Below are 14,793 nucleotides of genomic sequence, written 5' to 3'. Positions count from 1 at the left end.
TTCCTTCTAATCCCTTGTGGGCAAACCCACATGGGTGCGCCCATTAACTTTTATGGGTGCTATATGACGATTAAACTTAACAACTCAGTTCGTAGTAAGTTAGCTGTAGATAATATGGCTCGTGTTATTGGTGCTGATCCTGATCTCAATGTTCATTTTCTTGGGCCAAATACAACACCACGCATTAACATGAAGACAAAGGCTATTTTTTTACCAAATGGTGACTTTAGTAATGACAAATACTGGAAGTTATGTAGCGGCTGGATATGTCATGAAGGTGGTCATAATCGTTATACTGAACTTGAAACGTATGAAAATTTTAGAAATGAATATTTATCAAAACAACCTGGTTTCGAAAGTATTCTACCTGATGGCAACCCTAGTTTTTCATCAAAAAATGATGAAAGAATAGCGCTAATTAAGCTTAAAAGACTTCATCGCTGCATTAATCTTTTTGAAGACATTCAGATGGAAGAGAAAACTGGAAATTTCTTTCGGCTTTCAAAAACCATGCTGGCAGAAATGTATTCATTTATGGTTAGTGACGGATGTATGACTGGTGATGGTTCAAATATCGTTTCATACATTGAAATGTATATCTTAAACAAACTTCGTGTTAATCAACTTGGGCAAGATGGTATTCCTGAGATTCTGAATGATTTTTTTGCACTTGCTGATACTGTTCTGTTCGACATGAAAGACAGGTTTGATTCTTTAATTCTCGAAGCTACTGGAGTTAATTCAACTCTTATGGCGTGCGAGTTAGGATTAAAACTACATGAAGAATTTGAAAAGTTACGTGATGATCTAAAAGATAAAGAGGAGCAGAACAAATCTGATGACTCTGATGACTCTGATGACTCTGTTGACTCTGATGATTCTGGCGACTCTGATGATTCTGACGACTCTGATGATTCTGACGACTCTGATGACTCTGATGACTCTGATGATTCTGATGATTCTGATGACTATGATGATTCTGACGACTCTGATGATTCTGACGACTCTGATGACTCTGATGACTCTGATAAGTCAGACGACTCTGATGACTCTGATTCTTCTTCACGTTCAACACCAAGTTTCTCACCGGCACAGCTAAGAAAGGCTATTGAAGATCTTGATAATTACCTGGATACAGATTTTGAACAGGATAATTCCCATGATTTTCATGAATCTATTAAACGAGCTATTTGCCAAATGGCATCTAGTTTCAGCGATGCTGATGTAAAACACTTCGGTTTTCGATTTGGTTTTATCTCGCTCACCGAAGAGGACTATAACAACGCACGGGATAACTCTCGTGAGCTAAGAAAGTTACTTTCTTCTTTGAATAAACAGAATGTACGGCGTAACAACAGGCTAAGCGATCGCGGAGTTCGTCTTCATGATAGAAAGCTTGTTGAAGTCCCAATGGGTGCCACATCTGTGTTTAGGAAAAGCGGGGAAGGATACAAGAGGTCTGATGTCGGTGTAATTAACCTTCGTGATATCTCTGCATCTATGTGTGATGTATCTGTTTTAGCTTTAAACGCAAACCTTGCTTTTACCCTGGCTTGTGAAACGGTAAACAATATTGATGTTGCTGATATTGTGTATCCAGTTCAACAAGTAGATTGTATTGATGTTATTAAATCTTTTAATAAAACAGTATCTGCAAGCTTTTCTAATTATGAAAATGTCTCTAGCGGATTATATACACCAACTGCCAAAGCGATTAATTCGTGTGTTGAATATTTCAATCGTTTGAATTTTTCGCGAAAAGTTATCTTTATTGCTACTGATGGTGATCCATCAGACACAGTAGAGGAAGTTTGTGCAGCTGTTAAAAATGCTAAAAAACATGGCATAGAAATCGTTTGTGTCGGTTATGGCATAAGTAAACCTCAAGGCTTTGATGGAGTTTATTTTCAAAAAATAAACGATATTTCTGAATTGAACTCTTTGTATCGAGATCTAATCAGAAGCCTTATTTAAATTTAATTATCTTCCCCTGCGGGCTTATATACCCGCCTGGGTATGTTTGCTCGCCTTTTAAGGAGCAAACATATGAAAGGTAATAAATATATTAAACGTGTACGTGTTGACTCTCGTCAATTAGACAGTGGGATGTTTGGAACCAAGGTATACATCACTGAAGGTGAAGTTGTTGATGGAATTATGCCAGTAGAACGTTTAGTACGTGATACTAAATTTTCAGAAGCTAACTCCGAAGCGATGGATTCAGCGGTTGAAAGACTGGTGAATAAATATCGTTCTAATGGTTTCGAAGTCTTATAAATGATTGTGCCACCTCGTGGCACATCTTCATTCTGCGTTGTGGGTTTCTCAATGTTATCTGCATTGCAGTAGGCATTGTGAAACCCACAATGTCAGCTAGGAGAGTATTATGAGTCATTCTACAAATTATAATTCATCGGCTAAATCCCCTATGCAGCACGCACAAGATACCTTTGACCTAGTCAAATCTCATGTGCAGCAGCTGGGTGGTTGGCGTAATGTATTAACGTACTATCCTGAGTTTCAGGAGGCTTTGGAAAAAGCACCGCGTTCTGTCAAATGCCCGTTTACTGGTGGTGGCAAAACGAAATTCAGATTTAAAGATAGGACCCTAGAAAGTGTTCATGCTATTCATGAGGATTATCCACATAATGCTTTCATTGATGGCATCGATTTAATTGCTGAACTTAAAAACTTTAGTAAAACGCAGGCTGCAAAAGACATTCTAGATATGATTGGAGTTTCCAAGGATAGAAAGTTAAATGAAGCCGACCGTGTTAACATTGTTCTTTATGAGAAAAAGGCTCAATCCTTTTCAGATATTGGAGAGGAAGAAAGACTTAGTCGCATAAACAAGTTAGAAGCTGTTTATAAGTACACGAAATTTGTGACACCCGATTCATTAGTTGCTCGTTATCTATCAGGGCGCGGAATAAAAAGGATGCTCACAAAACTACCAGCCAGTTTGGGGGTAAATGCTAAAATGCGTTACTGGCCTGGTGATAATAAACCAGCTAGTTTTCACCCAACGATGGTTACTATCTTTAACGACAAGTATGGTCGCAACTGCACCATCCATAAAACCCATCTAACTGATGATGGACATAAAAAAGCTGATGTTCAATTTCCTAAATTAATAATGAAACCGGTCTACCAGATGAATGGTGGTTCGATGCAGTTATTTAAGCCTACTTACTGTGAAGAATCAAAGTCATGGTTTTTGGGTATTAGTGAAGGTATTGAGAATGCGTTATCTGTCACAGAGGCGACCTCAATTCCGTGCTGGGCATCTTCAAGTTCAACGTTTATGGAAATGCTGGAAATACCAGAGCATTTAATGCCACCTTCTGATTGCCAATTCATTGAGTTATCGATTTGGGCAGATAAAGATCGGCTTAACCCCAAAACCGGTAAGCAAGCTGGTGAGTTCGCTGCACGTGTTCTTAAGAGCCGTATGGAGCCCTTACTTGCTGAACGGTATCCTGATGCGAAAGTCTGCGTTAATGTTCATTTACCTGAACTGGACATTCCTGATGGTGCAAAAGGTGTCGACTGGAATGATGTATTGATGCTCAAGGGTCATGAAGCTTTCCCGGCCAGACTGGAAGAAAGATTTTTTGACCTGATTAACTAATTTCATAACCCATACAGGGAGAGTTCTCCCTGTGGGGGCTCTCTCTCTTTTTTATTAAGGAGAGCCCACTATGAACTTTTATTATGATTTTGATATCGAAGCGGTTTTTAACTGGGTAAAAGAAGACTTCATTCTGAAGCATTCAGCTTCCCTCGTTAACAATCCGTGGTATGACTACGACATAGAGATTGATTTGCGCTTAGTTAAACAAGCGTTGATGAATGGTAATTTCGAATTTTTATATGTTGTTCGCGATCATGGCACAATGTTGCTTTTGCTTTCGGAGTTTCACTCTTCTAAGTATCTTGACTGGGAAGGAAGTGATAACTTTGATTACTATCATTGTAAGATCATAAGCAAGCAAAGCATTAGCTTGTCGAAAAAAGCAGCTGGTGAACTTTTAGATCGCGGGCCTTTACTCAACTCCTTCAGTGCCGGTAGCAAAAACTCCTATCTGAAAGAGATTTTAGAGTTTGTCAATAATAAAGGATTTAACTATTCCCCTGCACAGTCGCTTTTTGACTGTCAACGCATAGGGGACGAGTTAAACCTTCCCTCAATGAGTAACTTCATAGAAAGAGTTAAGAATCACATGCTCTGTATGAATTAATTACCCATTGTTGTCTATAAAAAAGAGCGCATATTTTATGCGCTTTTTTTTTATCAAAAATTTATCGCTAATGCGCAATTTTAGGTCTTTAGTCCAGAAAGTTAACCTTTTCTCTGTGATTTAATAGTTTCAAGGAGGGATGATGGACTACAAACACGAATGCTACGACCTGGAAAAGTTACTTTTGGCCGATGACGAGTTACTTCTCTATCTCCTGGGGAGTGACAACGCAGAAGCTTTACGTATGGACTTACAAAAGCGTTATGAGGCCGGTGAGCGACTTATAACTCCCCAGGAATGTCCTAATTTTTCAACTATCAGGGGTTGCCCTGGTCACGATTGCGAGACTGTTGATGAGTAACCCGTATGACCTTTCAATGTATGCATTAGTCGGCGCAATGGCTATCATGGCCGTTGCATCTACCTGGTACCCTAAAGACCACAAAATTAACTTTTTTATTTTCATTCTGAGCATAGTTACTTTTTTGGGGCTACTGGTTGTTGGGGGCCTAAACTGGTTTATAGAGGGGTCAGTGTACGGCGCTCTGGTCAGCTGCGCGGGTATTATTTGCCTCTGCATGACTCGCCTCCGCTTGATTGTCTATCGCTATAACGTGAAATCAAGTGTGAAAAGCATTGTAGCTTCGGTTAACGAAGGTAAAAAGGTAGCTTTCATTGCCCACGAAAATTTAGAGCTAAGAGATGTCGTTATATCCATGTTCAGTTCGATGCTTCCTGAGCAATCGTGTGTCATACACGGACCAATGGGCTTCGGAATGGATAAAGAGATAAAGTTTATCAAAGAGCGCAACGGTGCAGACAAAGGTTATCTTGTTATTTTTCTGAGCCAGCACGACTCTTACTCATGGTTAAAGCTCATTGCGGGTGATTCCCCGGAAAAAGCCATTGCGTTCAATTTTGCTTACATCCCGGATCTGGAGAAAGAACATGAAACTAACTGAGATGCCTGTCGTATCTGATGACGTACCAGTAAATAGTTTTGTCATCGATACCGTCACGGCTCGACGTTTTGAGCGCGTCAAAGAAATGGTCCGTAAGCTGGGATTTAATAACATCACTGAGCCTGAAATCATTGACGCCATATTGTCTGAAATAACAACAGCTGATGCGGCCGGAATTTTTATTGAGTACAAATTAAAAAATACAAAACCTCTGCTTTCGACAGATTAGGGCTTTACAGAGCCGTTTTTTATGTTTTCATATTCATTAATGAGAAAAAGAGAACCGACAAATTGAATATGATTTTAAAAGAAGAAATTGTTTTGGGAATCTACAGCTGGTTACATATGACTCCAATCAGCATGTTGGTAAGAAACATAACCAGTGATGAAGGGGGGGACCACGCGATCGTTCGTTTTACGGTCGACAGCCGGGGTGTCCAGATGGGGCCTAAGGCCCAGGGTCAGCTTCTTTGTTCATTTGGATTCAATGTGAAGGAAACCGATGAGGCTGACAAAAAAGATGGCCCAGGAATAATGAAGGCTGAAATGATGAACGGTGTCATGCAACTGGTACCGGAATACATTGTACTCACGGATCGTCAAACCCAGGCAATCAGGAAAGAGATATCCGTTTTTAACAGAGTCTGTGCTATGCAACTTCAGGGGGGGCATGGCAATTCCAGGTCTTTGTGGGAGAAGGAAATTATTCCCCGTATGAAAGGCCAAATACAATTTCAGTGAGGCAAGACGATGTGTAAAGTGCACCGTATTGGAAGCATTACCTGGAAGAACTACGAAAGTCCATCGTTTAAACTCTATGCAGGTATAGGGGCAATATTAAGCCTTGGACTCATTACAGCGACGGTGCGTAACTATGAAATCCTGCAGCTAACGGTCCCTTATACCTGGTACATTTACCTGACGGCATTCTGGCTGCTTTATCCCTCCTTCAGTTTCATTTTCAGGGAGCACGACGGGCGCATGTTAATTTCGTGTGGGTTTTACGGACTGAAGCTGATAACGATTAACCGGCCTGTCCCTGCTGGTTACTGGCTTGTGTCAATGGAGAAAACTCGATACCGGTTGATTCGGGTGTGTCAGGACGGACGTCGGCTTCCGGTGTGGCTCACGTTTAAGACTTTACCTGAGTTCATTTAGCGTCTACCGTCCAACGTTGGTCACCTGAAACGGGAGAAGATATGAATACTGACTTCGCACATTACAATGAAGAGCAACTACGCAAACTCGATGATCTGCACAGTTTGCTCCGGGACAGCGATATCGGGTCAACTTACCTTGCTTCGCTCCCGGAGCCACGTAGCGTGGAGGAATATGACCCGCCACAGTATATTAAAGTGTCTCACTCGGAGCCCGATCTCGATACCCTGGTAGATATCTACCGGCAGCAGCGGGTTGATAAAAGCCAGGCCAAAAATGAACCTTATTCAACTAAAATCACCCGTAAATATCCCGGGTATATTGTAGTCAACAACAACCATGACCTGGTGACTGAGCTGGTGGGTGAAATCAACCGCCTTCGTGACAACTTCGCTGATGTGGTCAAAGGTATCACTCAATATAAGGACACCCGGTCAGAAATACTGCATCAGGTCTGCCCGTGGCTGGTAACCCTGCAGGTATCACGTAACATCCGCATAGTGACTCAGAAAATTCGCACTCTCGGTTTCACCTGGCAAATTCCGGTCGTTCATAAGTTCACTCGTCTGGAAACGGTTATTGATCGCTTACGCAGGGAACTAACGGAATTAAAGCCCGATATCAGTCTGACATTACAGGATGTTAAGCGACTGAAGCAGGAGCGCATTGAGGAAATCATGATGTTGTCAGCGCTCAATGAAGAGGCCTGTCATGAAGATGAGCAGCTGAGGAAGTTTCGTTTCATTCGGGAAAGTAACTTTCCTGCTGTTAACGTCAATATCCGGTACACCAGCCCTGATGATCCTGATGACCTGTCCGGACCGTACAAACTTAACTTCCGGGCACCTTTACCTTTAATTTTGTTCAGTGAACCGGGCCGCTTTAACCCGTTAAAAGATTACGAAAAAGGTGAAAGGCAGAAGCGCGGGAATTTTGAAGAAAAATATCGTTCTGTCCTGCCCCGCATCGGGCTGGTAGAAGTGATTAAGGAGTTGGCATGAACCGGATTTTAACCGGTATTTGTCATGCGGACCCGGCCAACAGGCGATACGAGGTTGCGGTCAGTCGCGGAATATCGTTTCTGAACGCTAAGGAACGTTTCCGGGTTCAGATCAGTTTTAAACATGCCATGACACAACCGAGTGAAGACAGATTCCTGGCTGAGTTGCTTACAGTCCATCATTTTCTGTCGGATCCCTCCCTTCTGTGGCATATGGAGAAACAGGTCTATGCCTCAACTACCTTATGGGCCAGTACATCGCCGTGGTTGCCTGATATCTATCAGCGCAAAGCCAGTACACCCGGGGTGGTCAAGGTCATCCGGTTTATGCATGCTCTGTTCCCGGGACTTAACACAACGGTGGAAACCAGTGAGCAGGGCTACGAACAAGCTCTGACCAGCACGAGTCTTGAAATTCCTTTCTGGCCTGTGATGCCATTGTTTGATTGTGAACTCGGTAAAGTTCAGGTCACGATGGGAGGGATGATCCGTTACACAGAAACCATGAGTAATAAAAATTGCAAAACCCCGCTTGCTCTGATGGTTAAAAGTTTCAGGAAAGGGATGATCTCCGTAGATAAATTACCAGAGAGCATGACAGAAAGATTCTTGCCACTTGATATGAAAACAGCTGGTGAGGTTTTTACTCACACTACATGGCCGAGGTATCGCTATGTGTTTGTTCCAGGCGAGGACGGCATTAAGAAACTGGTCAATGTGGTCAGGCTGAGATTAAAACCCCAGGAGGAATAATGAATTATGCAATTTTCATGGTCGTAACCGCCCTGTGTGCGTACGGCCTGAATTTTTTGACAAGCAAAATCGGTGCCGGTGCGAACCATAATAATCAGGGTGACGGTAGGGAAGGGAAGGCCTTACGGTGTATCATTTCATTTATTCTGCTTCTTGTGGCTTTATTCTTACCCATCACACCGGCAGTGATTCATCTGGGGGTAGAATTTGCTGCGCTGGTAAATTTCATTGCTTCAGTTGTTCTTTACACCCTGGCGGGTATCAAGGAAAAACGGAGAATGAAAAAACAACGGAAAACCGAAAAGGCAGAGCAAAAGCGATAAATAATGAAATTATTTGAAAATTTTCTTCGTGAAACTCGCCAGAAGCGATTCTGGAGACAGTTAAGGCATTTCTTTGTCTTTCTTCCTTACGGCCGCATACTGAAGGAAACAGGACGGCTGGGAGCATGCAGCTTAATAATGTGGGTGTCTCTGCATTTATTCCGCACCCCAGAACACTATGACGCGGTGTTAGTCCAGAAATTTGTTATGATTAGTGGACTTTTCTGTATACTTATTTATCCATTATATCTTTCCCCGAACACATACCCCTCATTGTTATACGGGTCTACCGCGTATATTGCTGTTCTGTCTGCCATTGGCATTTTCGGTGACAAGCTCATCGATACACCGAACCTGGCTATTAGTGTGTTATTTGTCATTGCTCTCACTCAATTTATTTTAACCTGTTCGAAAACCGGCATATCATATTGCAATCCCTTGCGGCATGATCATGGCAACTATTCTTACGGCACTCCTGTAACGACCAGGGTTACGGTTCAGGACCGGTTATTTATCGCCGCACATGAAGCGGGTCATGCGATGGTATACGCTGCTTTTGATGAGTACCCATCAAATCTTTTGGTCGTGGCTAAGGCTAAAGCGGATAATTCGGGCTCACTGGGTTATGTACAGGATGGCTTAAAGCCTCATAACCTTGATGAAAAAACAATGGCTGAATGGTTCATGCTGTTACTGTTGGCCGGGAATGCCGGGGAACGCTCACATACCGGTCATGAATCATTAGGGAGCTCCAATGATCATGCCCGATGGTTGAAAACAGCAGACTCTTATCTGTCTAACCTTACCCGTGGCATATATCACATGCATCCAAAAACGAAAGAACAGGTAGAGCATAATGAGAGTAAATTGATAGCTCTCAAAGCGGAGCAGCAGTTAATGCTTGATCTTTTTTTTGACATTAATCGCTCGGTACACAACGATATGGTAAATGAACTCCGTTCAAGAACGTTTCTGAAAGGTGATGAGCTTTTTAAATTTCTTGATCGCGTGGTCCTTCCTGAGGCGTTTCCCCGACCGAAGAAAGAGTTAATACAAGATTAGTATCATAATATTACCACATTCGTTCAGGAGGCACAGTGAACAATAAACGAACAATTACCACCCGCGAACAGATAAAAATAAATGGAGAGGTTAAAGAAAGAACAGCCACTCATATTGTCACAGGTGCACATGGGTATGAAACACTCTGCACAAGTGGTTATAATATCGACAGGAATGAGCAGGGTGAAATTATCCATAATTGCGAGAAAATAGGCGAAGATGAATTACCGGTTACCTGTCCTACGTGTCGTGTTGTCTGGTTTCATACCCATGAGTTCAGTCTGAATGACTTCGACACTCTATCTGAAAAAGGTAATTTTGTATTAACCGGTTTAAAGGAGATTAATATTTAACGACGTTTCATTAACCCCATAGCACGTTAACACCTGTTTACAGGCATCCCCGGGCTATGGTTATATATCGTCAAGATGATTGCGCATAAAGCTCACCATGGCTTTTTCACTGGCAAGGTATGCCCTGATATACCGGAAAACCATTTTCGGATCAGACCAGTTCCCCATCTCCGTAATTTTCTCCAGAGTGTATCCGTCCCTGAACAGTTCAATAGCCCCCCCGACTCGCACACTGTGCCCTGTCCACTTAATGTACCGGCCAGACTGCCGGTTATCACCCACTTTACCGGCTATATCCCACAGGCGCGAAAATGCCTGGTTCAGTGAATTGGAGGACAGAATACCGACATCCTCTCGTGTGACCTGTGAGTCCTTCTGCAGCTGAGTGAGCAACGACTGATTGAAGCCAGCCTTCAGGAGCATGTTATCTATAGATTTGCCTCTGGACAGCTTACTGCTGGTGGCCGGAAAATACCGGTTTGTATGGACGTTGACAGGTTGAAACAGGTAACGGTTCCCGAAGGTTTCTGTATCCGTATACTCCACCGTTTCAATCAGTCGCCTGACGTGTCGGCTGCACTGTGGCGAAAGTTGAAACGTCAGGTTGCTCGACAGGCTTGTTTTGGTCCGCATTACATCCAGAAGGTAACAGTCATTGTCATTTTGCCATTTGAGGTCACCGGTTTTAATCCTCCGGATTTCCACGTTGCGCAGCAGCGTTTCAAAACCAACCCAGATCATAGCCAGATCGCGGATATCCCTGATGTCGTCGCTCTTCTGAAGGGCCCGACGGAGTATATTAAGGTCTGCAACCATAAAGGGGAGCGCCTGACCGGTAATCACTTTTTTCTCATTTTCCCGCGCCCGCCAGACCTGGACAAGCGCCTTAATAAGAACGTTGCGGAAGTCAGGGAACCCGAGGCTCCCGTTAACACTCGAAAGGCACGCAATGAAATGAGAAATGGTCGCCATTTTGACGGAACCATTCAGCCCGTTGATATAACGCTCAACATCAACAGCCGTCACAGGGAAGGGCGTCAGGCCATTTTTGGCACACCATGACGACCAGACACGGGTGGTCCTTAACTGGCTTCTTGCCGTGTTGTAGCGTCGGAAACGTAACAGCTTAAGCGCATCCAGTGCGCTCATGTCATCGGGACGAGAAAGGGCTATCAGCTTAGTTTTATCTGTCATGGAAGATCTCATGTCTTTTAACAGTACTGGTTTTATAAACAGTATACTAACAGTATTTTTGTTCAAAGCCAGGAACAATCACAAAAAACCATAAATACCTGACTTGCCAGTCTGTGGGGATTCATTTATTGTTTCGAGCATATTGAGAGTTCTAAACATGTCCTGGAGCAACGTTGTTGAAAAGCCCTAAAGCTGAAAGCAACCTCAGAGAAGTTTATCTTCTGAAGTTCAGAAAATGCAGCACAACAGAAACCCTTGATAAAGTTTTCGAACGTATCCTGGATAAATTAAATGATGAAGGCGGCGCAATAAACGAAATTACCAGTCTGAATGGTGCGTATGACCACCGAAGAGCTGAAATTTATATGAAAAAAATATATGACAAAATACCTGCTTCTGTATGGAGTCTAATCCCTGATGATATTTAAATAATTCTTTAGTTAATCATGTTATCTCCGGTTTGAGTAAACCAGTTGATGTAGAATATTTTATCTGCATAAAACGAGGAGCCAACATGAAACGCAATGCACGAAAGTGGATCCCATTTGGTTTTGATAAGGACACCAATCAAATTGTTGATATTGCCAGTGTTGAAAATGGTCTTTCGTGCAACTGTATTTGCCTCATCTGTGGCACGTCACTGATAGCCAGACAGGGACAAAGTAAAAAATGGCATTTCAGCCACTCCACGGATGTTAAAGGCGTTTGCAGTGAACTGACCTTACAACATTTCAAAAAATACATTCAGATGAAGATACAGGAGAAAAAATTCCTGGCTCTTCCACACCTTTTGCACGGTAAGGAAAAAGGTGTTGTCACACTGAAAAACATCACCGCTGGTGGGATTGTATGCGGGCTGAATGCTGACCTTATCGGACAGTGTAATGACACAACTATCGGGATCTTCATCAATGATACCGCTGAGGACATCCAGCCAAATCCAGACCTGTTAGCCCAGACCGGCCAGCTGGCGCTGGTTGAGATAGACGCGGTTCGAATAGAAAGCATCGTCGCTCCATACCGGGAGAAGGGAGAAGGCATAAAGCTGATGGATGCGGTAGAAAAGTTACTTTTCGTTTCTGAGGAAGCGAAAAAATGGATCTACCATCCAATGATGAAAAGGGTTAAGCCTGAAGCCTTACACCAGTACAAGAGGGAGTTCACCAGCAGCGGTAATCAGCTTCTTGCGCTGATCCCGCATGAATTGCCGATAAGCATGAATGTATTACCGTCGTCACCGTCTCTGCAGTGGCATCATTTAAGGTGCACTATAAACCTTCTCTGTAGCTTAAGCCGTGCCGATATACCTCCAGGAAGTAAAGCGTTTGATGAGCTGGTATATTTTATCCCACGCCTGCTTGAGGCTTCAGAATCTATCAATGTCCCGGCTTACGAACGTTGGTACGACTTTTTTTTACGTAAAAGAGGTGATGGTGAACTGAATGATGCTGAACTGGCATTCATAGGGTTCATCGTCAAAATAATCAACTGGAACATGTCTATCCATAACATGCCTGGCTTTGATGACAAACAGGCTTTTCATGACTGGTTTCTCCTCAATGACCGGAACAAGTAAAACGGTCGCTCAGACATTTCCCCCCTTTCTGTCAAGTACTTAACCTAAAGTTATCACCGCTGGCGGGTAAATGGGGCCTGTAACGCCCACGGGTATCACCGCTGGCGGGTAAACGGGGCCTGTAACGCCCACGGGTATCACCGCTGGCGGGTAAACGGGGCCTGTAACACCCATGGATATCACCGCTGGCGGGTAAACCGGTTCTGCATCGGCCGCAGATATCATCGTTGACGGGTAAACCGGCTCTGCAGCGGCCACGGATATCATCGCTGGCGGGTAAACCGGCTCTGCAGCGGCCACGGATATCATCGCTGGCGGGTAAACCGGGCCTGTAACGCCCACGGGTATCACCGCTGGCGGGTAAACCGGTTCTGCATCGCCCACGGGTATCATCGCTGGCGGGTAAACGGGGCCTGAAGCGGCCACGGGTATCATCGCTGGCGGGTAAACCGGGCCTGTAACGCCCACGGGTATCACCGCTGGCGGGTAAACGAGGCCTGTAACGCCCACGGGTATCATCGCTGGTGGGTAAACGGGGCCTGAAGCGGCCACGGGTATCATCGCTGGCGGGTAAACCGGGCCTGAAGCGACCACAGATATCATCGCTGGCGGGTAAACGGGGCCTGTAACGCCCACGGGTATCAACGCTGGTGGCTGATTGCCACCTGATATCAGATCTGTGCGGGGGGCACGAGAAGAAGGGATGTATGTGGTAGCCAGCTAAGAGCGGGAGTAGTCAGGCTATTTTCTTATTTCTGTTTAGAATGACAAGCACATAATCGCCACGGGATTTCTCGATCGAATACTTCAGGAAGCCAGCTTCTTCCAGTTGCTCCAGTGCCCGTTTGATGGTGGCATTCTGAGAGCCTTTGTGTGCAGTGAGTTGCAGCCGTTCCCTTAGTCGGTCAAAGCCAATGCGATAGAAGTTATCCGGTAACTCCACAAGGTACAGGTACAGCGCCTGTGCTGACTCTTTTCGTGCCAGGGTTTTCAGAATTTTAAGGTATAGCCTGGTTTTACCATCGACCTGGTAGAGGGTGTTCAGGTCCGGGTTTGGCCTGATGATGACCTCATCGGTTCCCTCATCATAGTAAGAGGTAGAGACCAGACTCATATCAATTTTGATTTTTTTGCCTTCAACCGAAGACGGCTTTATAAACTGGAAATGCGTATGCTGAATTCGCGTCAGAGAGTCACTGAATCGCTTGCGTAACCGGGAGTCGACACGCTTTGTCGCCAGTCCGCAGCTGCATGCAAAATCAATGAAATTCATTCGTACAGTGCCGTCCTTTTCCAGGTACTTATTGGTCAGTGAATCCACAATCCCTAACCAGACCTTAAAATCAGTATCCATATCAAGGCGCGGGCCGAAAATGCTGATCTTCTCGTAACCTTCTCCGGAGAGAGAGGACATTCTGCACAACTCCCTGGTGGCGTCGATGTGATGTCCTCTGGACATGGAATCAGAGCCATCTTTCAGGGTCGGAACAAATACACCCAGTCGCAGAAGCGATTTAGGTTGGATGCTTTGTTTCGAGTTGGGGATCAGCTGTATAACTTCGCCCGTACTTTTTTCCATTTCAGTGATAATTAACGGTAATTGATTGTTTTCACTGTTCATTGTGAGAAAAGCCCCGCTTGTGGATACTTATGGAGAATACCCGCTAGCGTTGATAGTTACAACCCGCCAGCGTTGATAAACAACCCGCCAGCGTTGATTACTGACCCTCCAGCGTTGAGCATTTGCCCTCCAGCGTTGATGAGCTACCCGCCAGCGATGATACAGAACCCCTGAAAGCCGCATGAATAAAGGGCTAAGCCGATCGCTAATCTTTTTTATCCTTTGTTGTTCTTTGTATAAACCTCATTAATCTTAATTAATTATTCTATCCGGTGGATAACTCCAAAATAATCAGGGGATCGCAGAAATGTTTAAACCACGCATCGCCGGTAGAGAAGTACAGTCTGCAGATATCATGCTGACTGAAAATGGGGGGGAGGGTGAAGCAGGTATAATGTCCAGGACCAAAGGAGACGCTGTTGTGGCATCAGACGCAAAATAACCGGTGGTACCGCAGACCCGGGTTTAATGAATCTGACGCTAAATCGCGTGAGCTGGCTGAAGCACGGATAAGGTCTACTGTATCCGACAGCAAAAACGTGGATCACAC

General features: G+C 44.2%; 17 protein-coding genes. 15 read left to right on the top strand and 2 right to left on the bottom strand.

Translation table 11 applies throughout. The features are described from left to right. Positions 1 to 63: 63 nt before the first annotated feature. The 13 genes from Q1L34_RS26445 (at position 64) to Q1L34_RS26385 (ending at position 9,852) form a co-directional block, all read left to right on the top strand. On the top strand, positions 64 to 1,974 hold the full coding sequence (locus Q1L34_RS26445) for a vWA domain-containing protein (protein WP_223226683.1): 1,911 nt from the start codon (positions 64 to 66) through the stop codon (positions 1,972 to 1,974). A 72-nt stretch (positions 1,975 to 2,046) separates the two neighbouring features. After that, positions 2,047 to 2,277: a hypothetical protein gene (locus tag Q1L34_RS26440; RefSeq protein ID WP_017901136.1), complete on the top strand. Its 231-nt coding sequence runs from the start codon at positions 2,047 to 2,049 to the stop codon at positions 2,275 to 2,277. A gap of 109 nt (positions 2,278 to 2,386) precedes the next feature. Continuing rightward, positions 2,387 to 3,631, top strand: coding sequence for a DUF7146 domain-containing protein (locus Q1L34_RS26435; RefSeq protein WP_024266351.1), 1,245 nt, complete (start codon positions 2,387 to 2,389; stop codon positions 3,629 to 3,631). Between the two features lie 70 nt (positions 3,632 to 3,701). After that, a complete protein-coding gene (locus Q1L34_RS26430) occupies positions 3,702 to 4,241 on the top strand; it encodes a hypothetical protein (RefSeq protein ID WP_017901134.1) in 540 nt (179 codons plus the stop codon). Positions 4,242 to 4,380: 139 nt separating this feature from the next. Continuing rightward, complete coding sequence (locus tag Q1L34_RS26425) at positions 4,381 to 4,602, top strand: hypothetical protein (protein WP_223226682.1); 222 nt, start codon at positions 4,381 to 4,383, stop codon at positions 4,600 to 4,602. Next, the gene (locus Q1L34_RS26420) at positions 4,595 to 5,203 is read left to right on the top strand and encodes a hypothetical protein (protein WP_017901132.1); all 609 of its coding nucleotides are present in this window, start codon (positions 4,595 to 4,597) and stop codon (positions 5,201 to 5,203) included. The genes Q1L34_RS26425 and Q1L34_RS26420 overlap by 8 nt, the downstream gene beginning before the upstream one ends. Then, positions 5,190 to 5,432, top strand: a complete 243-nt coding sequence (locus Q1L34_RS26415; protein WP_017901131.1) for a hypothetical protein — start codon at positions 5,190 to 5,192, stop codon at positions 5,430 to 5,432. Before Q1L34_RS26420 ends, Q1L34_RS26415 begins: the two co-directional genes overlap by 14 nt. Before the next feature lie 68 nt (positions 5,433 to 5,500). Beyond that, positions 5,501 to 5,944, top strand: a complete 444-nt coding sequence (locus tag Q1L34_RS26410; protein ID WP_017901130.1) for a hypothetical protein — start codon at positions 5,501 to 5,503, stop codon at positions 5,942 to 5,944. 458 nt (positions 5,945 to 6,402) lie between these two features. Further along, positions 6,403 to 7,362 (top strand): DNA replication terminus site-binding protein, encoded by a 960-nt coding sequence (locus Q1L34_RS26405; protein ID WP_014839936.1) that lies wholly within the window; start codon positions 6,403 to 6,405, stop codon positions 7,360 to 7,362. After that, a complete protein-coding gene (locus Q1L34_RS26400; RefSeq protein WP_014839935.1) occupies positions 7,359 to 8,114 on the top strand; it encodes a hypothetical protein in 756 nt (251 codons plus the stop codon). The genes Q1L34_RS26405 and Q1L34_RS26400 overlap by 4 nt, the downstream gene beginning before the upstream one ends. Continuing rightward, entirely contained in the window at positions 8,114 to 8,437 is a 324-nt protein-coding gene (locus Q1L34_RS26395) for a hypothetical protein (protein WP_014839934.1), read from the top strand. Before Q1L34_RS26400 ends, Q1L34_RS26395 begins: the two co-directional genes overlap by 1 nt. 3 nt (positions 8,438 to 8,440) lie before the next feature. Further along, positions 8,441 to 9,499 carry a hypothetical protein gene (locus Q1L34_RS26390; RefSeq protein ID WP_024266349.1) on the top strand — a complete coding sequence of 353 codons (1,059 nt, stop codon included), beginning with the start codon at positions 8,441 to 8,443 and terminating at the stop codon, positions 9,497 to 9,499. Positions 9,500 to 9,534: 35 nt separating this feature from the next. Next, positions 9,535 to 9,852: a hypothetical protein gene (locus Q1L34_RS26385; RefSeq protein ID WP_024266348.1), complete on the top strand. Its 318-nt coding sequence runs from the start codon at positions 9,535 to 9,537 to the stop codon at positions 9,850 to 9,852. Positions 9,853 to 9,912: 60 nt separating this feature from the next. Here the strand turns inward: Q1L34_RS26385 and Q1L34_RS26380 are convergent, their stop codons facing one another. Continuing rightward, positions 9,913 to 11,046 carry a tyrosine-type recombinase/integrase gene (locus Q1L34_RS26380; RefSeq protein WP_014839933.1) on the bottom strand — a complete coding sequence of 378 codons (1,134 nt, stop codon included), beginning with the start codon at positions 11,044 to 11,046 and terminating at the stop codon, positions 9,913 to 9,915. Positions 11,047 to 11,219: 173 nt separating this feature from the next. Between Q1L34_RS26380 and Q1L34_RS26375 the strand changes: the two genes are divergently transcribed. Together Q1L34_RS26375 and Q1L34_RS26370 are read left to right on the top strand one after the other, a co-directional pair. After that, a complete protein-coding gene (locus Q1L34_RS26375; RefSeq protein WP_017900677.1) occupies positions 11,220 to 11,474 on the top strand; it encodes an Hha/YmoA family nucleoid-associated regulatory protein in 255 nt (84 codons plus the stop codon). Between the two features lie 86 nt (positions 11,475 to 11,560). Next, the gene (locus Q1L34_RS26370) at positions 11,561 to 12,622 is read left to right on the top strand and encodes a hypothetical protein (RefSeq protein WP_049593898.1); all 1,062 of its coding nucleotides are present in this window, start codon (positions 11,561 to 11,563) and stop codon (positions 12,620 to 12,622) included. A 736-nt stretch (positions 12,623 to 13,358) separates the two neighbouring features. Here the strand turns inward: Q1L34_RS26370 and Q1L34_RS26365 are convergent. Beyond that, a complete protein-coding gene (locus Q1L34_RS26365; RefSeq protein ID WP_014839932.1) occupies positions 13,359 to 14,243 on the bottom strand; it encodes a RepB family plasmid replication initiator protein in 885 nt (294 codons plus the stop codon). Between the last annotated feature and the right edge of the window lie 550 nt (positions 14,244 to 14,793).

This window comes from Klebsiella ornithinolytica, from assembly GCF_030505655.1.
Classification (GTDB): domain Bacteria; phylum Pseudomonadota; class Gammaproteobacteria; order Enterobacterales; family Enterobacteriaceae; genus Klebsiella; species Klebsiella ornithinolytica.
The sequence above is the reverse complement of the archived record's forward strand: the minus strand, read 5'-3'. Positions and strand labels throughout refer to the sequence as shown.

Coding starts and splice junctions, on each gene's coding strand:
- Q1L34_RS26415 (WP_017901131.1), top strand. CDS start 5,190: ATGAAACTAACTGAGATGCCTGTCGTATCTGATGACGTACCAGTAAAT.
- Q1L34_RS26430 (WP_017901134.1), top strand. CDS start 3,702: ATGAACTTTTATTATGATTTTGATATCGAAGCGGTTTTTAACTGGGTA.
- Q1L34_RS26410 (WP_017901130.1), top strand. CDS start 5,501: ATGATTTTAAAAGAAGAAATTGTTTTGGGAATCTACAGCTGGTTACAT.
- Q1L34_RS26400 (WP_014839935.1), top strand. CDS start 7,359: ATGAACCGGATTTTAACCGGTATTTGTCATGCGGACCCGGCCAACAGG.
- Q1L34_RS26380 (WP_014839933.1), bottom strand. CDS start 11,046: ATGACAGATAAAACTAAGCTGATAGCCCTTTCTCGTCCCGATGACATG.
- Q1L34_RS26405 (WP_014839936.1), top strand. CDS start 6,403: ATGAATACTGACTTCGCACATTACAATGAAGAGCAACTACGCAAACTC.
- Q1L34_RS26370 (WP_049593898.1), top strand. CDS start 11,561: ATGAAACGCAATGCACGAAAGTGGATCCCATTTGGTTTTGATAAGGAC.
- Q1L34_RS26435 (WP_024266351.1), top strand. CDS start 2,387: ATGAGTCATTCTACAAATTATAATTCATCGGCTAAATCCCCTATGCAG.
- Q1L34_RS26440 (WP_017901136.1), top strand. CDS start 2,047: ATGAAAGGTAATAAATATATTAAACGTGTACGTGTTGACTCTCGTCAA.
- Q1L34_RS26365 (WP_014839932.1), bottom strand. CDS start 14,243: ATGAACAGTGAAAACAATCAATTACCGTTAATTATCACTGAAATGGAA.
- Q1L34_RS26395 (WP_014839934.1), top strand. CDS start 8,114: ATGAATTATGCAATTTTCATGGTCGTAACCGCCCTGTGTGCGTACGGC.
- Q1L34_RS26420 (WP_017901132.1), top strand. CDS start 4,595: ATGAGTAACCCGTATGACCTTTCAATGTATGCATTAGTCGGCGCAATG.
- Q1L34_RS26425 (WP_223226682.1), top strand. CDS start 4,381: ATGATGGACTACAAACACGAATGCTACGACCTGGAAAAGTTACTTTTG.
- Q1L34_RS26390 (WP_024266349.1), top strand. CDS start 8,441: ATGAAATTATTTGAAAATTTTCTTCGTGAAACTCGCCAGAAGCGATTC.
- Q1L34_RS26445 (WP_223226683.1), top strand. CDS start 64: ATGACGATTAAACTTAACAACTCAGTTCGTAGTAAGTTAGCTGTAGAT.